This is a genomic window from Streptomyces globosus, assembly GCF_003325375.1.
In the GTDB taxonomy this organism is placed as follows: domain Bacteria; phylum Actinomycetota; class Actinomycetes; order Streptomycetales; family Streptomycetaceae; genus Streptomyces; species Streptomyces globosus_A.
The window spans coordinates 979277-1003116 of sequence record NZ_CP030862.1 but is presented as its reverse complement, the minus strand read 5'-3'; the positions used below and the strand labels follow the sequence as shown (position 1 = coordinate 1003116).

Genomic DNA, 23840 nt, shown 5'->3' with positions numbered 1-23840 from the left:
CGGGCGGGTGCGCGGGAGTCCGGGCGGGCGGGCGGCGGTCCCCCGTCCGGGCCCCGGGGCCGGCTCTCGACCGGCGCGCGGGGTGCTCCGTGGCGGAAGCTGTCAGATGTGACCCTCGTCGCCCGCCGCGCCGTCCCCGCCGCCGTCCCAGCGTGCCCGCGGCATGTCGAGCCGGGCCTCGCCGCCGGCGGTGAGGCGCAGCGGGGTGGACTCGGCCCGGTAGTGCTCCAGGGCGCGGGGCTCGCTGCCGGGCAGGGGCCGGCCGTCGGCGCGCACCACGCGCCACCAGGGGACGGCGCCGCCGTACAGGGCCATGACGCGGCCGACTTGGCGCGGGCCGCCCTCCCCGAGCCATTCGGCGACGTCCCCGTAGGTCATCACCCGGCCGGGCGGAATCCGCTCGGCCGCGTCCAGTACGCGCTCCGCGTAAGCGGGCAGCTCCTCGCTCATTCCGCCCATGGTGCCGGACGGGGCGGACCGCTGTGCGGAGCGTTTCCCTCCACACCGGCGCGCACCCTGCCGCCCCCCGGGGCCGCCCGGCCGTGCCACCATCTTCCGGGCGGTGAGTGGTGATACGCGATCAAGAAGAGACGGCTGTGACGACGAAGGAGCAGGGTGTGAGCCCTCCGGACGGCGCGACCGAGGACGACGGCGCGCGCCCCGAGCCGGGCCCGGAGCCGCACCCCGGCACGCCCCGCGACGAGGCTCCCGGCGCGCCCGCAGACGGCCCGGCGGCCGCCGCCGCGAATGCCTCCGCCGTTGACGCCGCCGCCGTTGACGCCGCCGCGGCCGGTGCCGACGAGGTCGAGGTCGACGAGCCGCTGCTCGCCGCCCGCGTGCACCGCCCCTCCGACCTCGTCCGCTTCCTCGTCGGCCTGCTCGGCATCGCCGTCGTCCTCGCCATCGCCGCCTTCGCGCACGGCACCACCGCCGGCCTGGAGGACGACATCAGCCAGGGCACCCAGGCCGCCCCCGACCTCCTGATCAAGGTCGCGGGCCTGGTGTCCAGCATCGCCGTCCTCCTCGTCCCCGTCGCCTTCGCGATCGAACGGCTGATCAAACGCGACGGGCTGCGCATCGCCGACGGCGTCCTCGCCGCCGTCCTCGCCCACGGCGTCACCCTCGCGACCGACCTCTGGGTCTCCCAGGCCGCCCCGGCCACCATCCAGGACGCCCTGACCCGCGCCGCGGGCGCCGGCGGCGCGCCCACCGACCCCGTGCACGGCTACCTCGCGCCCGTGATCGCGTACATGACCGCCGTCGGGATGACGCGCAGGCCGCGCTGGCGGGTCGCCCTGTGGGTGGTGCTGCTGCTCGACGCCTTCGCGATGCTGGTCAGCGGCTACACCACCCCGTTCTCGATCATCCTGACGGTGCTGATCGGCTGGAGCGTCGCGTACGGCACCCTCTACGCGGTCGGCTCCCCGAACGTGCGCCCCACCGGGCAGAACCTCCTCGCGGGCCTGCGCCGGGTCGGCTTCCAGCCGGTCAGCGCGGCGCGCGCCGAGGTCCCGGAGGGCGACGCCTCGGATGCCAGCGACCGGGGGCGCCGCTACCACGTCACCCTGGAGGACGGATCGCCGCTCGACGTCACCGTCGTCGACCGGGAGCAGCAGGCGCACGGGTTCTTCTACCGGGTGTGGCGCCGCATGACCCTGCGCGGGATCACGACGCGCCGCTCCCTGCAGTCTCTGCGCCAGGCGCTGGAGCAGGAGGCGCTCCTCGCGTACGCGGCGATCGCGGCCGGCGCGAACGCGCACAAGCTGATCGCGACCTCCGAGCTCGGCCCGGACGCCGTGATGCTCGTGTACGAGCACCTGGAGGGCCGGCCGCTGGACGCCGTCCCGGACGAGGAGATCACCGACGAGCTGGCCCGCCACGCCTGGGAGCAGGTACGCGCCCTGCAGTCGCGCCGGATCGCGCACCGCCGGCTGACGGGCGACGCCCTGCTGGTGGATCGTTCCGGCAGGGTCATCCTCACGGATCTGCGCGGCGGCGAGATCGCGGCCGGCGACCTGGTGCTGCGGATGGACATCGCGCAGCTGCTGACCACGCTCGGCCTGCGGGTCGGCGCGCAGCGCGCGGTCGCGTCGGCGGTGTCGGTGCTCGGGCCGGACGCGGTGGCGGACTGCCTGCCGCTGCTCCAGCCGATCGCGCTGAGCCGGTCGACGCGGGCCACGCTGCGCCGGCTCGCCCGGGAGCGGGCGGACCGGCAGCGGGAGGCCGTGCTGGAGTCCTCGCGCGCGGCGAAGGCGGCCCGCGAGGCGGCGGCCGGGAAGGCGGGCGCCAAGGCGGTCCCCGCCACGTCGGCGGCCGAGCGGAAGGCGGAGAAGCGGGCGCTGGACGATGCGCTGGAGGATGCCCGCGAGGAGGACCTGCTCAGCCAGATCCGCAAGCAGGTGCTGCTGATCCGGCCGCAGGCGCCGGTGGAGCCGGCCCGGCTGGAGCGGATCCGGCCGCGCACCCTGGTGTCGTTCATCGCGGGCGCGTTCGGCGCGTACTTCCTGCTGACGCAGCTGGCCCACGTGGACTTCGCGACGATCGTCGGCGGGGCCGAGTGGGGCTGGGTGGGGGCGGCGCTGGCGTTCTCGGCGCTGACGTACTTCGCCGCGGCGATGAGCCTGCTCGGGTTCGTGCCGGAGCGGGTGCCGTTCCTGCGGACGGTGGTGGCCCAGGTGGCCGGCTCGTTCGTCAAGCTGGTCGCCCCGGCGGCCGTCGGCGGTGTCGCGCTGAACACGCGGTTCCTCCAGCGGGCGGGGGTTCGGCCGGGGCTGGCGGTGGCCAGTGTGGGCGCCTCGCAGCTGTTCGGGCTGGCGGCGCACGTCCTGCTGCTGCTGGCGTTCGGCTACCTGACGGGCACGGAGAAGACCCCGGAGATGACGCCGTCCCGGACGGTCATCGCCGGCCTGCTGACGGTGGCCGTGCTGGTCCTCGTCGTGACGGCGGTGCCGTTCCTGCGGAAGTTTGTCGTGACGCGGGTGCGGGCGCTGTTCGCCGGTGTCGTGCCGCGCATGCTGGACGTCCTCCAGCGGCCGCAGAAGCTGATGACGGGCATCGGCGGGATGCTCCTGCTGACCGGCTGCTTCGTGATGTGCCTGGACGCGTCGATCCGCGCCTTCGGCGGCGGCGAGGCGCTGAGCTACGCGAGCATCGCCGTCGTGTTCCTCGCGGGCAACGCCCTCGGCTCGGCAGCGCCGACGCCGGGCGGCATCGGCGCCGTGGAGACGACGCTGACGCTGGGCCTGATCGCGGCGGGCCTGGACAAGGAGGTCGCGATCTCGGCGGTCCTGCTGTTCCGGCTGATGACGTTCTGGCTGCCGGTCCTGCCGGGCTGGGTGTCGTTCAACTACCTCACCCGCAAGGAAGCGATCTAGGTGCCGCCGCAGGAAGCGGCACGAGCGGCCGGCAGAGCCCTCGACGAGCGAGCTCGGCGAACTCACCCGAGCCGAGGCGAACCACCTCCACGGACGTAGCGAAGCGAATCGCCGACGCCGTGCCCGCGCCCGGAGGTAGCGTCGAAAGCGCCAACCGGACCGACGACCCCACGGTGAACTCATGAACGCGGCAGCACCGGCAACCCCGGTGATCGACACGCATGTGATCCTGCGCGACGGCGACAGAATTCTCTTGTCGCAGCGCGGCGGACCGTATGGCTACGGCCGGTGGCACGCCCCCTCGGGCAAGCTCGACGCCGGCGAGCCGCTCACCGTGGGCGCTGCACGTGAGCTGCGCGAGGAAACCGGCGTCGAGGTGGACCCGGCGCACCTGCGGCTCGTGCACGTCGTGCACCACAGGCAGAGCCCCGAGGTCGAGCGCATCGGCCTGTTCTTCGAGGCCACCGTGTGGAACGGCGAGCCCGTCAACCGCGAGCCCGAGAAGTGCCTCGATCTCCGCTGGTGGGCCGTTCACGCGCTGCCCGACGACATCATCGAGTACCCCGCGGCAGGGCTGCTCGGCTACCTGAACCGCGACGGCGACCGGGTTCTCACCGAACACGGCTGGCATTAGTCCTGCGGGGAGCCGCGCCGTGGGCCCCGGTACCCGAACGGGCTCGTGCGGGGGCGGGGTGTGCGGGGGCGGCGGAGGATGGGGGCATGTCGAGACACGTCCTCCGGACGGCCGCCGCCGGCGCCGTCGTCCTCGCCGTGGCCGGGGTAGCCGGCTGCTCCGGCGGCGGAGGCGGCGCCCCGTCCCGCGCCGACGGGACCGGGTCGGCGCCGCCGCCGCTGAAGTGGGGCGCCTGCGCCGCCCCGACCGCCGCCCAGGGCGGCGGTCCCGCTCCGCCGAAGGACTGGCAGTGCGCCACGCTGCAGGTGCCGCTCGACTACGCCGACCCCGGCGGGGAGACGATCCCGCTCGCGCTGATCCGGGCCCCTGCCCGGGACAAGGAGCGGCGCCTCGGCTCCCTCGTGTTCAACTTCGGCGGCCCGGGCGGCTCCGGCGTCAGCACGCTGCCCGGCGCGGCCGAGGAGTACCAGGCGCTGCGCTCGCGCTACGACCTGGTGAGCTTCGACCCGCGCGGGGTCGGCGCCAGCGCGCCCGTGCTGTGCCAGACCGACAAGCAGCTGGACGCGTACTACGCCGCGGACAACACGCCGGAGACGCCGGCGGAGGAGAAGGAGTTCGCGGACGGGATCCGCCGCTACCACCAGGCCTGCGAGGCCCGGTCGGGGCAGGTGCTGCCGTACGTCGGCACGGAGAACGCCGCCCGGGACCTGGACCGGATCCGCCAGGCGCTGGGCGACGAGAAGCTGAACTACTTCGGCATCTCGTACGGCACCGAGCTGGGCGGGGTCTACGCCCACCTGTTCCCGGAGAAGGTCGGGCGGGCCGTCTTCGACGCGGTCGTCGACCCGACGAAGACCTCCGAGGAGAGCGCGCTCGGCCAGGCGAAGGGCTTCCAGCTGGCGCTGGAGAACTTCGCGCAGGACTGCGTGGACCGCGGCGACGAGTGCCGCCTCCAGGGCGCCACCGCCCAGGAGGTCGAGGACACGGTGCTCCGGCTGCAGGAGAGCCTGGCGCAGCAGCCCATCCCGGGCCTCGGCGGGCGCATGCTGACCGACTCCGCGGCGACGAACGGCATCGCGCAGGCCCTGTACTCCCAGGAGCTGTGGCCGCTGCTGGAGCAGGGCATCGACGAGGCGGAGGGCGGGCAGGGCCAGTTGCTGATGGCACTGTCCGACGCGCTGAACGGGCGGCAGGAGAACGGCCGCTACAGCAACATCGGGGCCGCCAACACGGCGGTCAACTGCGCGGACTCCAAGCAGCGGTTCACGCTGGAGCAGACCAAGGAGCGGCTGGCGGAGTTCCGCAAGGCCTCCCCCGTCTTCGGGGACTTCCTCGGCTGGGCGCTGATGGGCTGCACCGGCTGGCCGGTCAAGGGCGCCTGGGAGACGCCCGACGTGTCGGCGCCCGGCTCCGCGCCGATCCTGGTGATCGGCAACACCGGCGACCCGGCGACCCCGTACGAGGGGGCGCGGCGCATGGTGGAGCGCCTCGGCCCGGGGGTCGGGGTGGAGCTGACGTACGAGGGCCAGGGGCACGGCGCGTACAACAGCGGCGACCCGTGCGTGCAGAAGGCGGTCGACGCCTACCTGCTGGACGGGACGGTGCCGTCCGGCGGCACCGTCTGCAAGGCCGCCTGACCGGGCGGCGGCCACCGGCCGGCCCCTGCCCCCGCGCCGTCGCGCGCGGGGGCAGGGGCCGGAAGAACGGACGGGCCTGCGGGCGGGCCTGCTAGTAGACGGGCTTCTGGGGCTCGACCTGGTGGACCCAGCCGATGACGCCGCCGCCGACGTGGACCGCGTCCGCGAAGCCGGCGGACTTCAGGACCGCCAGGACTTCCGCACTGCGGACACCCGTCTTGCAGTGCAGGACGATCCGCTTGTCCTGCGGGAGGTCCTGGAGGGCGGTGCCCATCAGGAAGTCGCCCTTGGGGATCAGCCGCGCGCCCGGGATGGAGACGATCTCGTACTCGTTCTTCTCTCGGACGTCGATGATCTCGATGTTCTCGCCCTCGTCGATCCACTCCTTGAGCTGCTTCGGAGTGATCGTCGAGCCGGCGGCCGCCTCCTGGGCCTCCTCGGACACGACGCCGCAGAAGGCCTCGTAGTCGATGAGCTCCTTGACGGTCGCGTTCGGGCCGCACACCGCGCAGTCGGGGTCCTTGCGGACCTTGACCTGGCGGTACTGCATCTCCAGGGCGTCGTAGATCATCAGGCGGCCGACCAGCGGCTCGCCGACGCCGGTGAGGACCTTGATGGCCTCGGTGACCTGGATGGAGCCGATGGACGCGCAGAGCACGCCCAGGACGCCGCCCTCGGCGCAGCTCGGGACCATGCCCGGCGGCGGGGGCTCCGGGTAGAGGCAGCGGTAGCAGGGGCCGTGCTCGGACCAGAAGACGGAAGCCTGGCCGTCGAAGCGGTAGATGGAGCCCCACACGTACGGCTTGCCGAGGAGGACGCAGGCGTCGTTGACGAGGTAGCGCGTGGCGAAGTTGTCGGTGCCGTCGACGATGAGGTCGTACTGGGAGAAGATGTCCATCACGTTGTCGGCTTCGAGCCGCTCTTCGTGGAGGACGACGTTCACGTACGGGTTGATGCCGAGCACGGAGTCGCGGGCGGACTCGGCCTTGGAGCGGCCGATGTCCGACTGGCTGTGGATGATCTGGCGCTGGAGGTTCGACTCGTCGACCTCGTCGAACTCCACGATGCCCAGCGTTCCGACGCCGGCCGCGGCCAGGTACATGAGGGCGGGCGAGCCGAGGCCCCCCGCGCCCACGGCCAGCACCTTCGCGTTCTTCAGGCGCTTCTGGCCGTCCATCCCGACGTCAGGGATGATCAGGTGGCGGGAGTACCGACGGACCTCGTCGACGGTGAGCTCGGCAGCCGGCTCGACCAGGGGTGGCAGCGACACGGGGACTCCGTAGATCGGTATGCGTGAACGGTGGTTCTTCCCGTAACACTGCCACGCCCTTCTTCATTCCGAGACACCCGGTCCGATGCGTGAGACGATTTCGTCCCAGTACGCGGGCATTGACGCCCAGGGGTCCCCGTTGGGGGCGCCGCGCCGGTCGGTGAACCAGATCGTCCCGGCGCCCTGCCAGCGGGCGATCCGCAGCGCCTCCTCCAGGTGCGTGCGCGGCACCCCGTGGACGAGGTGGCAGAACCGCTCCGGCGGGTGGTCGGCGGTCCACTCCGCCACCTGCGACCAGCGGTAGTCCGTCCAGGCCCCGGCGAAGGTGACCAGCTGGTCGGCGATGTCCGCGTAGCCCTCGTGGGGGTGGGTGCCGTGGCCGAGCACGATCCGCACGTCCTCGCCGAGGCCGCGCAGGGTGTCGGCGACCCGGCGCACTTCGGCGAGCCCGGACCGGTCGGCCGGGGCCCCGTCCAGGTAGAACCCGTCGACCCGGTACCAGTCGGCGAAGCGGTGGGCGTCGGAGACCAGCTCGCCGAACGTCCGCTCGCCGCCCCGCATCGCGAGATGCCCGAGGACGGTGCCGCCGGCCCCGCGGAGCCGGCCCACCGCCTCGGTGCAGTGCGGGTCGGGCCGGGAGCCGGGGCCGTCGGTGACGTTCAGCACGGCCCAGTGCAGGGGCGTGCCGGGCCGGGTCAGCTCGGCCCACTCGACGGGCGCGAGCAGCGGGTGGGCGTAGCCGGGGATGCCGAGGCCGACGCGGCCGGAGCCGGTGGCGGCGGCGGCCGGGGCGGGCGTGGTCAGATGCGGCACGCCGCCTCCATCCAGATGTCCGCGAGGGACTCCTCCAGGTTGATCCGGGGCCGCCAGCCGAGCCGGTCCCGGGCGGTGCGGACGTCCGCCTGCTGCCAGGCGCCGCAGCCGTCCGGGTAGGGGTACGCGGCTGCGGGCGGGGCGGCGGCCAGCTGCTCGGCGGTGGCCTCGGAGCGGGGAGCGCCGATCGCGGCGAGGGAGGGGGCCCGGCCGTGGCTGCCGTGGAGCGGCCCGTGGCCCTGGGGGTGTCCGCCCTGTGGGACGTCGATCTCATGGAGGGAGCCGCCGTAGCCCGCGACCCGGGCGAGGACGGCGGCGGCGTCGCGGAGCCGGACGGCGCGCCCGGTCCCGATGTTGACGACGCCCTGCGCGGCGGACAGGGAGGCGGCGTGCACGGCGCGCGCCACGTCCCGGACGTCGACGAAGTCCCGCTGGACCCCGAGGCCGCTGAGCTTCAGCTCGCCGTCCCCGGACTGCATGGCGCGCCGCATCGCCTCGGCGAGCCGGCCGAGCGGGGAGCCGGCCGGGGTGCCGGGCCCGACGGGCGAGAAGACGCGCAGGACGACGGCGTCGAGGCCGGAGCCGAGGACGAGCTCGGTGGCGGCGAGCTTGCTGACCCCGTACGGCCCGCCGGGTCTCGGGACGGCGTCCTCGGCGGTGGACGAGCCGGGCTGGCTGGGCCCGTACTCGGCGGCGCAGCCGAGCTGGACGAGGCGGGCCCCGCAGCCGCTGCGGCGCAGGGACTCGCAGATGGTGGCGACGGCGACGGTGTTGTGCCGGGTCAGCTCGCGGGCGCCGCCGCGGGTGGCGCCCGCGCAGTTGATGACGACGCCCGGGTGGACGGCGTCGAGGAAGCGGGTGAGCGCGCCGGGGCTGCCGGTGGCGAGGTCGAACCGGACGTCGGCGTCGTCGCCGCGGCCGAGCGCGGTCAGCTGGACGGCGGGGTCGGCGAGCAGCCGGTCGGCGACGTAGCGGCCGAGGTATCCGTTGGCTCCGATCAGCAGCACCCTCATCGCGCGGTCCCTCGGTTGGTTGGCTGGCCGGTCATGCGGTGTCTCCTTCTTCTTGGGTCGGGCGGGAGGGGTGGGGCGGGGCGGGCCTTCGCCGCTTCCGGTCGGCGCGGGGGCGGGCGGCCCTCACGTCCGGGTGTGCGCGGAGGCGCGCGCCAGGACGGGCAGGGCGAGGGCGAGGAGGCCGGCCGCGGCGGCGGGCGCCGCGGGCGCGGCGGGGACCGCGGCGACGGCGAGCGCCGCGGCGACGGGCGGCCAGGGGGCGCCGTGGCAGAGGAGCAGCCGTGCCAGGAACAACAGCACGGCGAGCGGCACGGCGGCGGCGAGCGGCGCCCCGGCGAGGGCGGCGGCGCCCGCTGCGGCGGCGGTCTGGGCGGCGGCGCCCGCGAGGAGCAGCGGCCGGGCGGAGGCGGCGAAGTCCTCCAGGGCGCGGCTGGCGGCGAGCCGGCGGCGGGCGCGGGCGGCGAACGCCGCGGCGGCGAGGTGGCCGGGGGCGGCGGCGAGCGCGAGGGCGACGCCGAGGGGGGTGCCGTGGCGGTGGACGGCCCACCCGGCGGCGGCCGCGGCGGCGAGGTGGACGGCGAGGGAGCCGCGGCCGCGGGGGGCCCGCCCGGTGGCGGAGGGCCGGGCGAGGGCGGCGACGGTGGCGGCGACGGCGAGGGCGCCCGCGTACGGCAGGGCGGCGGCGGCCGCGGCGAGGGCGGCGGCGCCGGGCAGCAGGGCGAGGCCGATGCCGCGCAGGGCGCGGGCGTCGCGGGGGCGGGCCGCGGCGGGCTCTGCGGGCTCGTGGCCGCGGGGGGTGCGGGCGTAGAGCTCCTCGGCGAGGGAGAAGACATCCCGGTGGCGGAAGCGGGCGGCGGTGCGGTCGGTGATGCCACGGGCCTCCAGGCCGGCGGCGATCTCCAGCGGGTCCACGGCCTGCTCGCACAGCGCCCGGTGCCGGTGCAGCAGCGTCTTGACGGGGTCTCCGGCCGCCCGCCGGCGGGGGGCGGCGGCGACGGGCGCCGCAGCCACGGCTTCGTCGGGGGTCATACGGTCGCCTCCGTGGTGGGGGCCGGGGCGGGTGCGCCGGCGGGGTCCCCCGCGGCGGCCGCCGCGTCGGGGTCGGGATCCGGGTCGGGGTCGGCCCAGCCGGGGCTGGTCCAGTGGCCGGGGACGCGGGCCTCGGGGGGCTGCCCGAAGGGGACGCCGGCGCCGGGCCGGGCGGGTCCGCGGGCGAGGAGCCGCAGGTAGGCCGCCCGGAAGGCGGCGACGTTCTGCTCGACGGTGAACAGCTCCAGGGCGCGGGCCCGGGCGGCCGCGCCGAGCCGCTGGGCCCGTTCGGGGTCGCGCAGCAGGGAGAGGCAGGCGTCGGCGAGGGCGCGCGGGTTGCGGGGCGGGACGACGAGGCCGGTGCCGCCGATGACCTCGCACACCGCGCCGACGTCGGTGGAGACGGTGGCCCGGCCGCAGAACATCGCCTCGGCGAGCCCGGCGGGGAAGCCTTCGACGACGGAGGAGAGGACGGCGACGCGGCCGCTGCCGTAGGCCTCTGCGGCCGTTGCCGTCCCGGGCCCGCCGAGGTCCTCGAACGAGACGGGGTTCTCCCCGGCGGAGACGGCGTCGGCGGCCTCGTCGGGGAAGAGCTGGGCGGCCAGCGAGCGGCAGTCGGCGAGGTAGCCGGGGACCGCGGCGGCGGTCCCGAAGATCCGCAGCCGGGTGCCGGGGGCGGCCTTGCGGACCTCCGCGAAGGCGTGGAGCAGCCCGACGAGGTCCTTGCCGGGCTCGATCCGGCCGACCCACACGAGCGTGTCGGGGTCGCCGCAGGCGGGGTCCTCGCCGACGGCGGCGAATCGGTCCGCCTCCATGCCCGGGTAGACGGTCTCCATCCGGTCCCGGGTGGCGCCGCACCGCTCCTGCCAGCGGCGGGCGTGGGCGTTGCCGGGCGTGAGGAGGTCGGCGCGGGCGTAGATCTCGCAGGCGAGCCGGACGTGGAAGGCGGCGAGGAGGGCGCGCACGGCGGGCCGGCCGCCTTCGGGGCGGTCCAGGTAGTGGGCGCGCAGCCGCACCCCGTACTCGGTGACCAGGAGCGGCACTCCGAAGAAGCGTTTGGCCAGCAGTCCGGGGAGGGCGGCGACCCCGCCCGCGGCGGCGTGGCAGACGTCCACCTCGCGGAGGTCCTCGTACCAGTCGAGGGACAGCGGGCGCAGCAGCCGCTCCAGGGCGTCGGCGAACTCCAGCAGGTCGGCCACCTGGGCCTGCCGGACGGAGCGGCGGGCGCCGGGTGCCCGGCAGGCGGACTCCACCGTCCGCACGGCGGTCTCCGAGCGGAGGGCCGCGTACATGCCGCCCTGTTCGCGGGCGAGTTCGGCGAGCCCGTACAGTCCGGCGGCGAAGGGCTCGGCGCGGCCGGTGCAGATGCCGTCCACCAGCTCCCCGTAGGAGTCGGCGAACCGGCGGCGCTCGCGCCGGGAGTGGGTGCGGCCGTCGTCGGCGGGCGCCCACAGCGGGGCGGTCCAGACGCGGGTGACGTGCTCGGGGAGCACGACCCGGCCGCGCTCCTCCTGTTCGGCGCTGCGGCTCAGTGCGTAGAGCTCGAACTCGTGCTGCGGCAGCCCGCGCACGAGGCGCTCGCACCACAGCCGGCCCTCGCCCGCGGCATACGGATAGCCGCCTTCGGTGAGCAGTCCGATCCGCACGAATGGCACCCCCGAATCTCCGGTCGTGGCGGCGGCCGCCGGTCCGGCGACCGGCCGCGGGAGAAGCCAAGCGGATGCGCCGGTGGCGCGGCGGACGGTTGTCCGTCGCGCCACCGGAAGGGGTGAAGAGTCGTAACTTTCCCGTACGGTTCGCGTTCGAGCGCGCTACCTGTAGGGGCACCGCGGGGGTCGGCAAGCCGCGGAGCGAAGCGCTTTCCGGCTGCCGGGCTGTCCGGCGGGCCGACTTCCCGCCTGCCGTCCGCCTGTCCGGCCGGCCGTCAGTTGCCGGGGAACACCCAGGGGTTGGGCTTGCAGCGGATCCCGTTGATCTCCAGCGACTTGGTCTGCTGCTGCATGATCGGGGCGGGGGCGCCCGGGGTCTGGCAGTTCACGTGCCCGTGGCCGAGCCGGTGGCCGACCTCGTGGTTGATGAGCATCTGCCGGTAGGCGAAGATCTGGTCCGCCCCGTACGTCGGCGAGCCCTGCGCCCACCGGAACGCGTTGATCATCACGCGGTCGGTGTTGGCCGAGTCGCAGGAGACGTTCTCGATGGTGGTGTCCAGCCCGGACTTCGCGCACCACACGCCGGTGGTGCCGGGGCTGGCGAGGGTGATGACGAAGTCGGCGCTGCCGCCGGGGACCCGCTCGAAGGTCTTGCGGCCGCCGTGGGCCCAGCTGCGGTCGTCGTTGAGGGTGCGGTGCACGGCCTCGGCGAAGAGCTGCGCGTCCATGCCGAGCCCGGTCTCGACGTCGACCCGGTAGCGGACCACGTCGCCCTTGCCGGGGGCGGCGGCGACGCCGGGGACCGTCTCGAAGGTCCCGGGCCCCTTGAGCTTCTCGTCGATCGGGAGCTGCTGGGCCATCTTCTGCTCGTACGTGAGCTCCGGCGCGGGCGCCGGGGCCGCGGGCGGCGCCTGCGGGACGGCCCGGCCGTCGGAGCGGGAGGCCGCGGACTGGCCGGGCATGGCCCGGTCGCCGGCCGTGCCCGCGGCGCGCGGGGAGGCGGACTTGCCGTCGGTGTCGGCGCTCATGTGGCCGGCGACGACGACGGCGAGGACGGTGGTGACAGCCGCGGCGGCCATGCCGGTGTAGGTGAGGGCCTTGCGGCCGCGCCCCGTGCCGGCGGCACCGGCCTGCGGTTCCTCGGCGTCGTCCGCGCGCGGGGCGGGCACCCGGCGCTGCGGGCCGGTGGAGGCGGGGTCGTCGGGGGCGTCCGCGCCGGGGCCGGAGCCGTGGAGAACGGTTTCGGCTGCGGACCGGGGGCCGCGGGCGGAGTCCGCGCCGCCGCCCGGGAAGCCCTGCCAGTCGCCGTACACCGGGTCGGGGCCGGCGCCCCACGCCCCGCCGGGCTCGCGCTGCTCGGGGTGGCCCGGGCGCCGGTCGTACGGTGAGCGCTGCTCCGGGTACGGAGCGTGCCCGCCGGGGAAGGCGTGCTCGCCGTATCCGTACTGCCCGTGCTCGTACTGCTCGTACTGCTCGTGCTGCTCGTGCTGCTCGTTCTGGTACTGCTGCCCGTAGGACTGCCCGTACGGCTGGTGCTGCCCGTACCCGTCCTGTCCGTGGATGTCCTGTCCGTACCCGTACTCCTCGCGGGCGCGGCCCTGCCCGTACGGGTCCTGCTGCCCGGCGGCCGGCGGCGCGGCGGGGGCGGCCTCGGGGGGCCGGCCTGCCGGAGCGGGGCCCTTGCGGCTGTGTCGTCCCAAGGTGCTCAGCCTCTGCCGTCGTCGGTATATCGGACATGTTTCCCGGTGTCGTCCAGGAGTTCCCGGAACGCCCTGGCCACGACGTCGGGGCACTCCATCATCGCCACGTGCCCGGCGGCGGGCAGGCACAGCAGGCGCGCGCCGCGGAACGCGGCGGCGGCCTTGCGGGCCATGCGGTAGGAGACGAGCTGGTCGCGGCCGCCGTAGACGAGCAGCGTCGGGGCCAGCACGCGCTGGGCCTGCCGCCACAGTCCGTGCTGTCCGCCGAGGGTGTAGGCGTCGACGATGCCGCGGGCGGTGCGGCTCATCGCGTCCCAGAAGTAGGGGAGCGCCATGCGCCGCTCCATCTCCTCGACGGCCTGGGCGAAGGCCTCCGGCGGCACCAGCGAGGGGTCGCCGTAGCAGAGCTCGGTGACGCCGCGGGTGCGCTGCTCGGCGGTGAGGCCGCGGGTGAGCCGGTCGACCAGCGCGGCGGTACCGGGCAGGGCGAGGAGGCCGGTCGGCACGGCCGACCGCTGCACGCGCAGCTCGGGGAGGGCGGGCGAGACCAGGGTCAGGGTGCGCACCAGATCGGGGCGGGCGGCCGCGACGCGGGTGGTGACGGCGCCGCCGAGGGAGTTGCCGACGAGGTGGACGGGGCCGCGGCCGGCGGCGTCGAGGTGCCGGATGACGGCGCGGGCCATCGCGGTGACCGAGTAGTTCCGGTCGGCGGGCGGCGGCGACCAGCCGAAGCCGGGCAGGTCGACGGCCTCGCCGTCGACGCGGTCCTCCAGGCGGGCCATGAGGGCGGACCAGTTGGTGGAGGAGCCGCCGAGGCCGTGCACGAACAGGGCGGGCGGCAGTCCGGCGCCGACGGTGGCGGGGCGGAACCGGACGGCGAGTTCGAGGCCCGGCAGCCGGTCGGTGCGCAGCTGCTCCCCCTCGGCCACCCGGGCGGCGCCGGCCCGGGAGGACGGCTCGGCGGCGGAGCGCACACCCGGCAGCTCGGTCGAAGACATGCGGGCAATGTTACGAGAGGATCACGTCCGGACTCCTGTGTTCGGCGTCACAGGCCGGGGACGGCCGCGTAGCGGTGCACGGGCGATCCTCCTAGGCTTTGGGGTAGGCAGGACCAGGGGTGAGGGAAGGTGGAGAGCCTGATGAGTGTCGACCCCGCAGAGCCGGACACCTTCCGGGACCAGTTCCGGGAGTCGCTGGACGCGGAGGCGCCTGAGGCCGACGCGGCGGAGCAGCTGGCGGAACTCCGGCCCGATGACGACGAGGACGAGGACGAGCGTGTCACGGGGGTGGAGCGCGGCGAGGCGGCCGACGGCGACGCCGCCGAGCAGGCGCGCGTGGTGCCCCTGGACGAGGAGGACTACCGCTGAGCCGTCCACCGCTGCCCACTACCGCCCGGTAACCCGCCAGGGCGTTCTGACCAGCGCCTCCGGGTGGTCCGCAGAGCGAGAAAACTCGGCCGGAACCCCCCGCATGCGGTTACCGAAAAGTACGATGGCGGGCGCGGCGCAGAGCGCACTGTGCATGAGAGAAAGTGGGAGGCGGCGTGACAGCCATCGAGCAGACGGAGGCAGCGCGTCCTCGGGGCACGCGCCTGCCGCGCCGAGCCCGACGCAACCAGCTCCTGGGCGCGGCCCAGGAGGTCTTCGTCGCGCAGGGGTACCACGCGGCGGCGATGGACGACATCGCCGAGCGGGCCGGGGTCAGCAAGCCGGTGCTCTACCAGCACTTCCCCGGCAAGCTGGACCTGTACCTGGCGCTGCTGGACCAGCACTGCGAGAACCTGCTCCAGGCGGTGCGCGGGGCGCTGGAGTCGACGACGGACAACAAGCTGCGCGTCGCCGCGACCATGGACGCCTACTTCGCGTACGTGGAGGAGGAGGGCGGCGCGTTCCGCCTGGTGTTCGAGTCCGACCTGACCAACGAGCCCGCGGTGCGCGAGCGCGTCGACCGGGTGTCGCTGCAGTGCGCGGAGGCGATCTCCGACGTGATCGCGGAGGACACGGGGCTGTCCCAGGACGAGTCGATGCTGCTGGCGGTGGGCCTGGGCGGCGTCTCGCAGGTGGTGGCCCGGTACTGGCTCTCCAGCGAGAGCCCGGTCGCCCGCGACAAGGCGGTGGGCCTGCTGACGTCGCTGGCCTGGCGCGGCATCGCCGGCTTCCCCCTGCACGGCGCGGACGGCGCCGCGGCGGGCCCGGCCGCCTGACCGCCCGGACCGGCCGCGGGGCGGCGCCGGCCGCACCGGTCCGCGCCGCCCCGCGCTGTTCGCTGCGAGCGTGCCCGGAGCACGGCTCGCCCGTCCCCTCTGCGGGCTAATGTGGACCGGTACGGCGCGGCTGATCGCGCACAACGACCGTCGGAGGGACGAAGCCGTGGAGGTCAAGATCGGCGTGCAGCACGCACCCCGGGAGATCGTGCTGGAGAGCGACCTGAGCGCCGAGGAGCTGGAGCGCATCGTCGCGGCCGCGCTGACCGGTTCGGAGCCGCTGCTCAGCCTCACCGACACCAAGGGCCGCCGGGTCCTGGTGCCGTCCGACCGCCTGTCGTACGTGGACCTGGGCGAGCCGAACGTCCGCAAGGTCGGCTTCGGCGCGCTCTGACGCGGTGTCGGGCGTCTGCAAGGGCGTCCGGGAACTGGCCGAAACGGCCCGGCGGTTGCTTCCGCCGGGCCGTTTCCGCGTCTTCCGCTTCGGGTAGGACGGCTCTGACCTGGTTCGGCTCCGGCCTGCGGGAGGCCCTCATGCTGCTGCTGGAAGCGCTCGGCTCCGCCCTGTTGGGCCTGGCCCTGGCCGCGGCGGCGGTGCGCCTGCTCGCCCGGCGCCTGCCGGCCGCCCGGCTGGTGCTCGCCAGCGGGGTGCTCGGCGCCCTGTTCGGGGCCTGGCTGACGGGGTACGCGCTCGGCCCGGGGCACGCCAGTCCGATGGCGACGCTGGCCGGCGCGGTGCTGGTGTCCGCCGTGGTGCTGTCGTTGCTGCTGCGGCCGGGCGGGTCCGCCGGCGGCCCCCGCCGGGCTCCGTTTTCGCTTCCGTCGCGGGGCTGACCGTCCCCGCGCGCCCCGATCCCGCACCGGACGCCGCCCGCCCGGCGGCCCCTCCGGCGGATCCTGACGCCTCGGCCCCGGTGCGCGGTGCGCGCGCCGGGGCCGCCGTACGGCCGCAGCCGGAACCGCGGGTGTCAGGCGGCGAGGCCCAGGGCCGCCATCCGCTTGGTGTGCGCCTTGGTGATGCGGGCGAACATCTCGCCGACGGCTGCCAGGTCGAAGCCGGCCGCCATCCCGTCGACCCCGCCGACGAGCATGGTCGACAGGGCGTCGCGCTCGGCGACGACCCGCTGCGCCTGCGAGAGGGCCTCGCCCATCAGGCGGCGCGCCCACAGGGCGAGCCGGCCGCCGCAGCGCGGGTCGGCCTCGATGGCGGCGCGGACCTTCTCCACGGCGAAGCCGCCGTGGCCGGTGTCGTCGAGCACGCCCAGCACCAGGGCGCGGGTGTCCGCGTCCAGGTGGCTGGCGACCTCGCGGTAGAAGTCACTGGCGATCGAGTCGCCCACGTACGCCTTGACCAGGCCCTCCAGCCAGTCCGACGGGGCGGTCTGGCGGTGGAAGTCGTCGACGCCCTTGGCGAAGGGCTCCATCGCGGCGGTCGGCTCGGCGTCGATCGCGGCGAGCCGGTCGCGCAGCCGCTCGAAGTGGTGGAACTCGGCGGCGGCCATCTTCGCGAGCTCGGCCTTGTCGTCGAGGGTGGGCGCGAGCTTCGCGTCCTCCGCGAGGCGCTCGAATGCGGCCAGCTCGCCGTACGCGAGCGCGCCCAGGAGGTCCACGACGGCGGCCCGGTACTGCGGCGAGGCCGAGGCGGTCGCCCAGTCCTGGGCGGCGATGCCGCCGGACCCGGCGGAGGCGCCGTCGTCGGCGGGCGTTGCGTTTTCTACGGTCGACATGGTCCGCACAATAGCCCGCCCCGGGGACGCCGAGGCCACCACGTCGCACGACGTCCCGTACACCCGGACGCGACGACCAGGTGAATTCACCAGACACGCCTGCGGGAATCCGGGGTACAGTGGTAATGCGCCTGCCGGATACTCGGCGGGCCATCCGAATGAGGATGCCCGGTCGGTGGCCCGATCGGCTCCAACCCGACCGCCCTCGGTGATGCGTACGTCCATGCGTACCGCGTCCGAGAGGGGCCCCCTCAGCGGCGCAAGCGCTTGAGCGAAGGCAGTGGTCCCGCGCAGCTTCGCACGTCGCAGTACGGCAAGCACGGCACGGTGGACCCCCTCGCCGCCTCGCACCGCGTCTCACAGAAGAGGCAGCACCCTGACTACGTTCCGAGAACTCGGGATCTTTCCCGAGACCGCCGAGGCCCTCGAAGCCGTCGGCATCACGACCCCCTTCCCCATCCAGGAGATGACCCTCCCCGTCGCCCTCTCCGGCACGGACGTCATCGGACAGGCCAAGACCGGAACCGGCAAGACGCTCGGTTTCGGCCTTCCGCTGCTGGAGCGCGTCGTCGTCCCCGCGGACGTCGAGGCCGGCCGGGCCACGCCCGACCAGCTCACCGACTCCCCCCAGGCCCTCGTCGTCGTCCCGACGCGCGAGCTGTGCACCCAGGTGACGAACGACCTGCTGACCGCCGGAAAGGTCCGCAACGTCCGGGTCCTCGCCATATACGGCGGACGCGCGTACGAGCCGCAGGTCGAGGCGCTCAAGAAGGGCGTCGACGTCATCGTCGGCACGCCCGGCCGCCTGCTCGACCTGGCCGGCCAGCGCAAGCTCGACCTGTCGCGCGTCAAGGCGCTGGTGCTGGACGAGGCCGACGAGATGCTCGACCTGGGCTTCCTGCCCGACGTCGAGAAGATCATCAACCACCTGCCGGCCAAGCGGCAGACGATGCTGTTCTCGGCGACCATGCCGGGCGCCGTCATCGGCCTGGCCCGCCGCTACATGACGCAGCCGACGCACATCCGCGCTACCTCGCCCGACGACGAGGGCGCGACCGTCGCCAACATCACGCAGCGCGTCTACCGCGCGCACAACATGGACAAGCCGGAGCTCGTGGCCCGCGTCCTGCAGGCCGAGGGCCGCGGACTCGCCATGATCTTCTGCCGGACCAAGCGCACCGCGGCGGACATCGCCGAGCAGCTGGAGCGGCGCGGCTTCGCGGCCGGCGCCGTCCACGGCGACCTGGGCCAGGGGGCGCGCGAGCAGGCGCTGCGCGCGTTCCGCAACGGCAAGGTCGACGTCCTGGTGTGCACCGACGTCGCCGCGCGCGGCATCGACGTCGAGGGCGTGACGCACGTCATCAACTACCAGACGCCCGAGGACGAGAAGACCTTCCTGCACCGGGTCGGCCGCACCGGCCGCGCGGGCAACAAGGGCACCGCGATCACGCTGGTCGACTGGGACGACATCCCGCGCTGGCAGCTGATCAACAAGGCGCTGGAGCTCGACTTCCACAACCCGGTCGAGACGTACTCCACCTCCGCGCACCTCTACGAGGAGCTGGGGATCCCCGCCGGCACCAAGGGTGTCCTGCCGCGCGCCGAGCGCGTGCGGGCCGGTCTGGACGCCGAGGAGATCGAGGACCTGGGCGAGACCGGCGGCCGCGGCGGCCGGGGCGGCCGCGGCGAGCGCCGTCCGGCGGCCTCCGCCGAGGCGGAGCGCCCGGCCCGGACGCGGACTCCGCGCCAGCGCCGGCGTACGCGCGGCGGTGCCGAGGTGGCCGAGGCGGCCGAGGCGGCTGCGGCCGCGGCTCCCGCCGCGGTGGCCGAGGTTTCCGCCGCCGAGGCGCCCGCCGCGGTCGCGGACGAGCCGCGCAGGCCGCGCCGCCGGCGGACCCGGGTGTCGGCGGCGGACGCCGCCGCTGCCGCCGTCGCCACGGCTCCGGCCGTCGAGGCTCCGGTCGCCGGCGTGCCCGCCGCCGAGGCGCCGGCCGCCAAGGCGCCGGTGGTCGAGGCCCCCGCCGCCGAGGCTCCTGCCAAGGCTGCGCCGGCCAAGGCCGCTGCCGCGCCGCGCCGGGCCGCCCGGACCCGCAAGCCCACCCAGACCTCGATCCTGGCGGCGGCCGCGGCCGCGCCCGTCGAGGCGCCGGTGCTGCCCGCCGGGCCGGAGCCGGACTTCCAGATCGCGCCGCCGGCCGAGCCCGTCCGGGCCCGCCGCACCACGCGTGCCCCGCGCAAGGCCGCCGCTGCCGCTCCGGCCGCGGCGCCCGCAGCGGTCGCCGAGGCCCCTGCGGCCGAGGAGGCGCCGGCCAAGCCGAAGCGCACCCGCACCCGCAAGGCCGTCGCACCCGCCGCGGAGGCTCCGGTCGCCGAGGCCGCCGCTGCCGCCGAGGAGGCCCCGGCCAAGCCGAAGCGCACCCGCACCCGCAAGGCCGTCGCACCCGCCGCGGAGGCCTGAGGGCCCCCGTAGCACCGTGGCACGGGCCCGGCTCCCCTCTCGGGGGGCCGGGCCCTCGGCGTTCCCGGGCAGGGCGGCCCTCGGAGTGGACGCCTTCCTACGGGCCGGTAACCTCGGGCCATGAGCAAGCCGCCCCGCCTGACCCTCCCGTCCGACGCCCGCGCGTACCGCCTGACCACCGCCCGCGGCGACTTCGCCGTGCACGAGGCGGGTGCGCCGGAGCGCGGCACCGCCCTGCTGGTTCCCGGGTTCACCGGGAGCAAGGAGGACTTCATCGGGCTGCTGGAGCCGCTGGCCGCGGCCGGGTACCGGGTCGTCGCGGTCGACGGGCGCGGGCAGCACGAGACGCCGGGGCCGCGCGAGGAGTCCGCGTACGCCTTGGAGGAGCTGGCGCGCGACGTCCTCGCGCAGGCCGCCGTACTCGGCGGCGCGGGGCCGCTCCACCTGCTGGGGCACTCGCTGGGCGGCCTGGTCGCGCGGGCCGCGGTGCTGCGGGACGCTGCGCCGTTCGCCTCGCTGACGCTGATGAGCAGCGGGCCGGGCGCGATCTCCGAGGAGCAGCAGGCGCGGACGAAGCTGCTGGTGGCGGCGCTGGAGGCGATGCGCGAGGACATGGCGGGCGTGTGGGCCGCGATGCGCTCGTACGATCCGGAGGACGCGGTGCCGGACGCGCCGGAGCTGGAGGAGTTCCTGCGCGGCCGCTGGCTGGCGACCGTGCCGGAGCAGTTGATCGCCACGGGGCGGGTGCTCGTCTCCGAGCCGGACCGGGTCGACGGGCTCGCCGCCGTGGACCTGCCCAAGATGGTCGTCTCCGGCGAGGTGGACTACGCGTGGCCGGTGCCGCTGCTCGACGACATGGCGGATCGTCTCGGGGCGCGGCGGGTGGTCGTGGCGGGGGCGGAGCACTCCCCGAACGCGGAGAACCCGCAGGCCACGGCCAGGGCCCTGGCATCGTTCTGGGCGTCCGTGGACCACAGGTAGTTAGCCTGGGAAAAAATTTCTTTAGCGTAGGGAATGTTTCTCTCCTCCCCTCGGTTGGAACAGTGCAAGGAGAACACTGACGAAGGGAGAAGCCGTGCGCTTCGAGATTCTGCGCCTGGACGACGTCGACGGATCGGCCGTGGACAGCACCGTCGTGGACGCGGCCTCCGTCAACCGGATCGTGCAGCAGGCGGCCTCGATCGGCCAGCGCATCCTGATCCGACCGGCCGAGAGTGCGTCCTCCTGACGCTTCGCCCGCACACGCCGAACGCCCCCGCACCATCCGGTGCGGGGGCGTTCGCATGCGCGGGCGCGGGGCGTCAGGCGCCGCGGACGACCTGGAGCACGCCGTTGATGATCTGCTGGACGGCGATGGCGGAGAGCATCATGCCCGCGAGCCGCGTCACGAGGACGACGCCGCCGTCCTTGATGACCCGGATGATCACCAGCGAGTAGCGCATCGTCAGCCACAGGACCGCGTGCATCGCGACGATCGCGGCCCAGACCGAGACCTGCCCCGCGACGCCGTCGGCCTTCTGCACGGCCAGGATGACGGAGACGATGGCACCCGGACCGGCGAGCAGCGGCATGCCGAGCGGGACAAGGGCGACGTTGACGTCCTTGGTCTGCTTCGGCTCGTCCGTCTTCCCGGTCAGCAGGTCGAGGGCGATGAGCAGGAGCAGCAGACCGCCGGCGATCATCAGCGCCGGGACGGAGACGTGCAGGTAGTCGAGGATCTGCTGGCCGCAGATACCGAAGACGGCGATGACGCCGAAGGCCACGCAGACGGCCTGCCAGGCCATCCGGCGCTGCACCTTGACGGGGCGGCCGGAGGTCAGGGCGAGGAAGATCGGCGTGATCCCCGGAGGGTCCATAATCACAAAAAGCGTGAGAAATAGGGATCCGAAGACGGCGAAGTCGAACACAGTGATGCCTTGCAGAGAGAGGGGTGTTTCGCAGGAGGGTGCTGGGGGCGGGGCGTGCGGGCGCGGGCCCGGCGGCTGCCGGGCGGGGCGGCCTTACGCGCGCGTGTCTCCGCCGGCGCCCGGGACGGGGAAGGCCCCCGCCGCGCGGCGCGTGATCTCGCCGTAGACCTCCGGGTCGGTGGTGTAGTCACCGAGGCGGCAGGTCTTGCGGCTGCCGTGGTAGTCGCTGGAGCCGGTCACGAGCAGACCGAGGTCGCCTGCCAGGCCGCGCAGCCGGGCGCGCGTGGCGTCGTCGTGGTCCATGTGGTCGACCTCGATGCCGTCCAGTCCGGCGGCGGCGAGTTCGGCTATCGCCGACTCGGGCACACAGCGGCCGCGCTTGACGGCGGCGGGGTGCGCGAACACGGTGACGCCGCCGGCCGCCTTGACCAGGCGTACGGCCTCGAACGGGTCGAGCTCGTGCTTCTCGGCGTAGGCGCGCCCGCCGTCCGCGAGCCAGTCCGGAGTGAACGCGTCCGACACGGTGGGCACGACGCCGAGCTCGACGAGGGCGGTGGCGATGTGGGGCCGGCCGACGGAGCCGCCGGCGGCGATCCGGGAGACCTGCTCCCAGGTGACGTCCACGCCGAGGCCGCGCAGCTTGGCGATCATCGCCTGGGCGCGCGGGGTGCGGTCGTCGCGGACGAGCTCCCGCTCGCGGGCGAGCTCGGGCTCCTCGGGGTCGAAGAGGTACGCGAGCATGTGCATGCCGATACCGTCGAGGCGGCAGGAGAGCTCCATGCCGGGGACGACGGTCAGCCCGGCAGTGGCGGCCGCGATGGCCTCGGCGTGCCCCGCGACGGTGTCGTGGTCGGTGAGCGCGACGACGTCCAGCCCGGCGGCGGCCGCGGCGCGGACCAGCTCGGCGGGGGTGTCGGTCCCGTCGGACGCCGTGGAGTGGGCGTGCAGGTCGATGCGCACGGCCATGGCTCCAGGGGTCGGGGTTGCGGGGACACCCCAGGATAACGCCCGGCCGCGGCCCCTCCGTCCCCCGGTCCGCCGCGGCGCCCCGGCGACCGCCCCGCCCAGGGCGGCGGCGACGGCACTGCGGCGGACGCCTACGGGCCGAGGATCCGCGGGCTGAGGGCCCCGCAGGGCAGCATGTCCACCTCCGCACCCGCCTCGCGCAGGTCCGTCAGGACCAGTTCGTCGTACATCAGGAGGCCCGACTGCTCGGGCCAGGCGACGGCCCACAGCCACAGGCCCCGCGCCTCCCCGGCGAAGACGGCCCGGTCCTCGGGGGCCCCGTTCACGTGCCACAGCGGTGTCGGCCGGCCGCCCGCGACGACCTTGGCGTGCGGCGGGGAGGAGACGTCGATGGCGGAACCGGGGTCGGGGCCGTCGATGCCGGCGTAGCGGGAGCCGAGCCCGACGCCCAGCTCCTCGGCGATCAGCAGCAACTCGCCGGGGCCGCCCAGCGGTCCGGGCCCGGAGCAGGCCACGGCGGTCGCCCTGCCCCCGCTGCGGTCGTCACCCGCCGCCGCCACCCCCGTGAACAGCCACCCCACCGGCAGCGGCCACGGCATCCACACCGGGACCCGGGCCCGGTGCACGACGACCTCCAGGGCCTCGACGCTGGGCGGGACGACGGGCTGCAGGGGGTGCACCGCGCCGTGCACCGCGCACTGCCAGGAGTCGGAGAAGAGTCCGGGCGCCCTGACCCGGCCACCGCACTTCGGGCAACTCGGTTCGCCCCTCATAGGAAGCCACGCTCCTCCCCGCCCGGCGCCCCGTCAAGACACGATCACCCGGTCGGATGCCTCAGTCCAGCGCCACGGACGTACGCAGCGGGTCGCGCAGGTCCGTCCCCCGCGCCAGCCACCTCTCCTGGAGGGCCGCCGCGCCGTGGACCCGCTTCCAGGCGGCCTCGTTCGCCGTCATCGGCAGGAGCGGAAGGAACCGCACCGGCTCCATCGGCTCGTCCAGTTCGAGGTCCTCGACGAGCCCGCCGGGCTCCGCGACGAGCACCGAGGTGAACGGCGCGCCCTCCCACAGCGGCTCGCCCACGTCGAGCGACGCACCGGGCGCCACCACCAGCCCCTCGACCTGCGGCGAGGCGGCGAGCACGGCGAGCGGCCGCAGCACCCGGTCGGTGGGCGCCAGGCCCGCCCGCACCGTCAGCACCAGCTCGGCCCGCGGCCCGCGCAGCGGGTCGGCGACCACGGCGGTCGGGTCGGCCATCGGGGACGCGGACATGCCGAGGGTCGCGTACCGCACCAGGCCGTCCCCGGTGAAGCGGAGCACCTCGATGCGGTCGGTGCCGAGGAACGTGACGGCGGCGCGGGCGTCGGGCTCGCCGAGGGCGCTGCGCAGCCGGGCTTCGACGAGAGCCAGAATTTCTGCCATGCGCCGAGCATAGAACTCGTATCAGGCGGGTAAAGGGCGGG

At 75.1% G+C, this 23840-nt stretch carries 23 protein-coding genes; 10 read left to right on the top strand and 13 right to left on the bottom strand.

Annotated elements, in window-relative coordinates; all coding sequences use genetic code 11:
• Positions 1-102: 102 nt before the first annotated feature.
• Positions 103-459: an MGMT family protein gene (locus tag C0216_RS04815; protein WP_246042326.1), complete on the bottom strand. Its 357-nt coding sequence runs from the start codon at positions 457-459 to the stop codon at positions 103-105.
• Between the two features lie 158 nt (positions 460-617).
• Between C0216_RS04815 and C0216_RS04810 the strand changes: the two genes are divergently transcribed.
• The 3 genes from C0216_RS04810 to C0216_RS04800 all read left to right on the top strand — a co-directional run bounded on the left by C0216_RS04810 (position 618) and on the right by C0216_RS04800 (position 5645).
• Positions 618-3374: a lysylphosphatidylglycerol synthase transmembrane domain-containing protein gene (locus C0216_RS04810; RefSeq protein WP_428985393.1), complete on the top strand. Its 2757-nt coding sequence runs from the start codon at positions 618-620 to the stop codon at positions 3372-3374.
• A 181-nt stretch (positions 3375-3555) separates the two neighbouring features.
• Entirely contained in the window at positions 3556-4008 is a 453-nt protein-coding gene (locus C0216_RS04805) for an NUDIX hydrolase (protein WP_114054052.1), read from the top strand.
• An 86-nt stretch (positions 4009-4094) separates the two neighbouring features.
• Positions 4095-5645, top strand: a complete 1551-nt coding sequence (locus C0216_RS04800) for an alpha/beta hydrolase (RefSeq protein WP_114054051.1) — start codon at positions 4095-4097, stop codon at positions 5643-5645.
• A gap of 91 nt (positions 5646-5736) precedes the next feature.
• Here the strand turns inward: C0216_RS04800 and moeZ are convergent, their stop codons facing one another.
• The 7 genes from moeZ to C0216_RS04765 form a co-directional block, all read right to left on the bottom strand.
• Entirely contained in the window at positions 5737-6915 is a 1179-nt protein-coding gene (moeZ, locus tag C0216_RS04795; RefSeq protein WP_114054050.1) for an adenylyltransferase/sulfurtransferase MoeZ, read from the bottom strand.
• 63 nt (positions 6916-6978) lie between these two features.
• Positions 6979-7728, bottom strand: coding sequence for a spherulation-specific family 4 protein (locus tag C0216_RS04790; protein WP_114054049.1), 750 nt, complete (start codon positions 7726-7728; stop codon positions 6979-6981).
• Positions 7716-8741, bottom strand: a complete 1026-nt coding sequence (locus C0216_RS04785) for an NAD-dependent epimerase/dehydratase family protein (RefSeq protein ID WP_114054048.1) — start codon at positions 8739-8741, stop codon at positions 7716-7718. Before C0216_RS04785 ends, C0216_RS04790 begins: the two co-directional genes overlap by 13 nt.
• 123 nt (positions 8742-8864) lie before the next feature.
• Positions 8865-9770: a hypothetical protein gene (locus C0216_RS34920; RefSeq protein WP_114054047.1), complete on the bottom strand. Its 906-nt coding sequence runs from the start codon at positions 9768-9770 to the stop codon at positions 8865-8867.
• On the bottom strand, positions 9767-11416 hold the full coding sequence (locus C0216_RS04775) for a DUF3492 domain-containing protein (RefSeq protein WP_114054046.1): 1650 nt from the start codon (positions 11414-11416) through the stop codon (positions 9767-9769). The genes C0216_RS34920 and C0216_RS04775 overlap by 4 nt, the downstream gene beginning before the upstream one ends.
• Positions 11417-11694: 278 nt before the next feature.
• The gene (locus C0216_RS04770; RefSeq protein WP_114054045.1) at positions 11695-13119 is read right to left on the bottom strand and encodes a DUF3152 domain-containing protein; all 1425 of its coding nucleotides are present in this window, start codon (positions 13117-13119) and stop codon (positions 11695-11697) included.
• Between the two features lie 5 nt (positions 13120-13124).
• Positions 13125-14117 (bottom strand): alpha/beta fold hydrolase, encoded by a 993-nt coding sequence (locus C0216_RS04765; protein WP_114054044.1) that lies wholly within the window; start codon positions 14115-14117, stop codon positions 13125-13127.
• 141 nt (positions 14118-14258) lie between these two features.
• Here C0216_RS04765 and C0216_RS04760 point away from each other — a divergent pair, with 141 nt between their 5' ends.
• The 4 genes from C0216_RS04760 to C0216_RS04745 all read left to right on the top strand — a co-directional run bounded on the left by C0216_RS04760 (position 14259) and on the right by C0216_RS04745 (position 16156).
• Positions 14259-14486 carry a hypothetical protein gene (locus C0216_RS04760; RefSeq protein WP_114054043.1) on the top strand — a complete coding sequence of 76 codons (228 nt, stop codon included), beginning with the start codon at positions 14259-14261 and terminating at the stop codon, positions 14484-14486.
• 176 nt (positions 14487-14662) lie between these two features.
• Positions 14663-15322, top strand: a complete 660-nt coding sequence (locus tag C0216_RS04755) for a TetR/AcrR family transcriptional regulator (protein ID WP_114054042.1) — start codon at positions 14663-14665, stop codon at positions 15320-15322.
• A 166-nt stretch (positions 15323-15488) separates the two neighbouring features.
• On the top strand, positions 15489-15716 hold the full coding sequence (locus C0216_RS04750; protein ID WP_216827122.1) for a DUF3107 domain-containing protein: 228 nt from the start codon (positions 15489-15491) through the stop codon (positions 15714-15716).
• Between the two features lie 140 nt (positions 15717-15856).
• Positions 15857-16156 (top strand): hypothetical protein, encoded by a 300-nt coding sequence (locus tag C0216_RS04745; protein WP_428985392.1) that lies wholly within the window; start codon positions 15857-15859, stop codon positions 16154-16156.
• A gap of 134 nt (positions 16157-16290) precedes the next feature.
• Here the strand turns inward: C0216_RS04745 and C0216_RS04740 are convergent, their stop codons facing one another.
• Positions 16291-17049, bottom strand: a complete 759-nt coding sequence (locus C0216_RS04740; protein ID WP_114058456.1) for a ferritin-like fold-containing protein — start codon at positions 17047-17049, stop codon at positions 16291-16293.
• A 466-nt stretch (positions 17050-17515) separates the two neighbouring features.
• Between C0216_RS04740 and C0216_RS04735 the strand changes: the two genes are divergently transcribed.
• The 3 genes from C0216_RS04735 (at position 17516) to C0216_RS33810 (ending at position 20735) form a co-directional block, all read left to right on the top strand.
• Positions 17516-19507 (top strand): DEAD/DEAH box helicase, encoded by a 1992-nt coding sequence (locus C0216_RS04735; protein ID WP_246042325.1) that lies wholly within the window; start codon positions 17516-17518, stop codon positions 19505-19507.
• 120 nt (positions 19508-19627) lie between these two features.
• Positions 19628-20488, top strand: a complete 861-nt coding sequence (locus tag C0216_RS04730; RefSeq protein ID WP_114054040.1) for an alpha/beta fold hydrolase — start codon at positions 19628-19630, stop codon at positions 20486-20488.
• A gap of 94 nt (positions 20489-20582) precedes the next feature.
• Positions 20583-20735: a hypothetical protein gene (locus C0216_RS33810; protein ID WP_174250346.1), complete on the top strand. Its 153-nt coding sequence runs from the start codon at positions 20583-20585 to the stop codon at positions 20733-20735.
• Between the two features lie 73 nt (positions 20736-20808).
• Here C0216_RS33810 and C0216_RS04725 read toward each other — a convergent pair whose 3' ends face one another.
• From C0216_RS04725 to C0216_RS04710, 4 genes are all read right to left on the bottom strand, one after another.
• The gene (locus tag C0216_RS04725) at positions 20809-21414 is read right to left on the bottom strand and encodes a MarC family protein (protein WP_114054039.1); all 606 of its coding nucleotides are present in this window, start codon (positions 21412-21414) and stop codon (positions 20809-20811) included.
• Positions 21415-21507: 93 nt separating this feature from the next.
• Positions 21508-22374 (bottom strand): PHP domain-containing protein, encoded by an 867-nt coding sequence (locus C0216_RS04720; RefSeq protein ID WP_114058454.1) that lies wholly within the window; start codon positions 22372-22374, stop codon positions 21508-21510.
• Positions 22375-22511: 137 nt separating this feature from the next.
• Positions 22512-23153, bottom strand: a complete 642-nt coding sequence (locus C0216_RS04715; protein ID WP_114054038.1) for a DUF6758 family protein — start codon at positions 23151-23153, stop codon at positions 22512-22514.
• Positions 23154-23214: 61 nt separating this feature from the next.
• Positions 23215-23799, bottom strand: coding sequence for a suppressor of fused domain protein (locus tag C0216_RS04710; RefSeq protein ID WP_114054037.1), 585 nt, complete (start codon positions 23797-23799; stop codon positions 23215-23217).
• Between the last annotated feature and the right edge of the window lie 41 nt (positions 23800-23840).

Bases quoted from the DNA above. Each gene is read 5' to 3' on its own strand.
- C0216_RS04815 (WP_246042326.1), bottom strand. From the start codon at position 459: ATGGGCGGAATGAGCGAGGAGCTGCCCGCTTACGCGGAGCGCGTACTG.
- C0216_RS04805 (WP_114054052.1), top strand. From the start codon at position 3,556: ATGAACGCGGCAGCACCGGCAACCCCGGTGATCGACACGCATGTGATC.
- C0216_RS04800 (WP_114054051.1), top strand. From the start codon at position 4,095: ATGTCGAGACACGTCCTCCGGACGGCCGCCGCCGGCGCCGTCGTCCTC.
- C0216_RS04785 (WP_114054048.1), bottom strand. From the start codon at position 8,741: ATGAGGGTGCTGCTGATCGGAGCCAACGGATACCTCGGCCGCTACGTC.
- C0216_RS34920 (WP_114054047.1), bottom strand. From the start codon at position 9,770: ATGACCCCCGACGAAGCCGTGGCTGCGGCGCCCGTCGCCGCCGCCCCC.
- C0216_RS04765 (WP_114054044.1), bottom strand. From the start codon at position 14,117: ATGTCTTCGACCGAGCTGCCGGGTGTGCGCTCCGCCGCCGAGCCGTCC.
- C0216_RS04760 (WP_114054043.1), top strand. From the start codon at position 14,259: ATGAGTGTCGACCCCGCAGAGCCGGACACCTTCCGGGACCAGTTCCGG.
- C0216_RS04745 (WP_428985392.1), top strand. From the start codon at position 15,857: ATGCTGCTGCTGGAAGCGCTCGGCTCCGCCCTGTTGGGCCTGGCCCTG.
- C0216_RS04740 (WP_114058456.1), bottom strand. From the start codon at position 17,049: ATGTCGACCGTAGAAAACGCAACGCCCGCCGACGACGGCGCCTCCGCC.
- C0216_RS04735 (WP_246042325.1), top strand. From the start codon at position 17,516: ATGACCCTCCCCGTCGCCCTCTCCGGCACGGACGTCATCGGACAGGCC.
- C0216_RS04730 (WP_114054040.1), top strand. From the start codon at position 19,628: ATGAGCAAGCCGCCCCGCCTGACCCTCCCGTCCGACGCCCGCGCGTAC.
- C0216_RS04715 (WP_114054038.1), bottom strand. From the start codon at position 23,153: ATGAGGGGCGAACCGAGTTGCCCGAAGTGCGGTGGCCGGGTCAGGGCG.
- C0216_RS04710 (WP_114054037.1), bottom strand. From the start codon at position 23,799: ATGGCAGAAATTCTGGCTCTCGTCGAAGCCCGGCTGCGCAGCGCCCTC.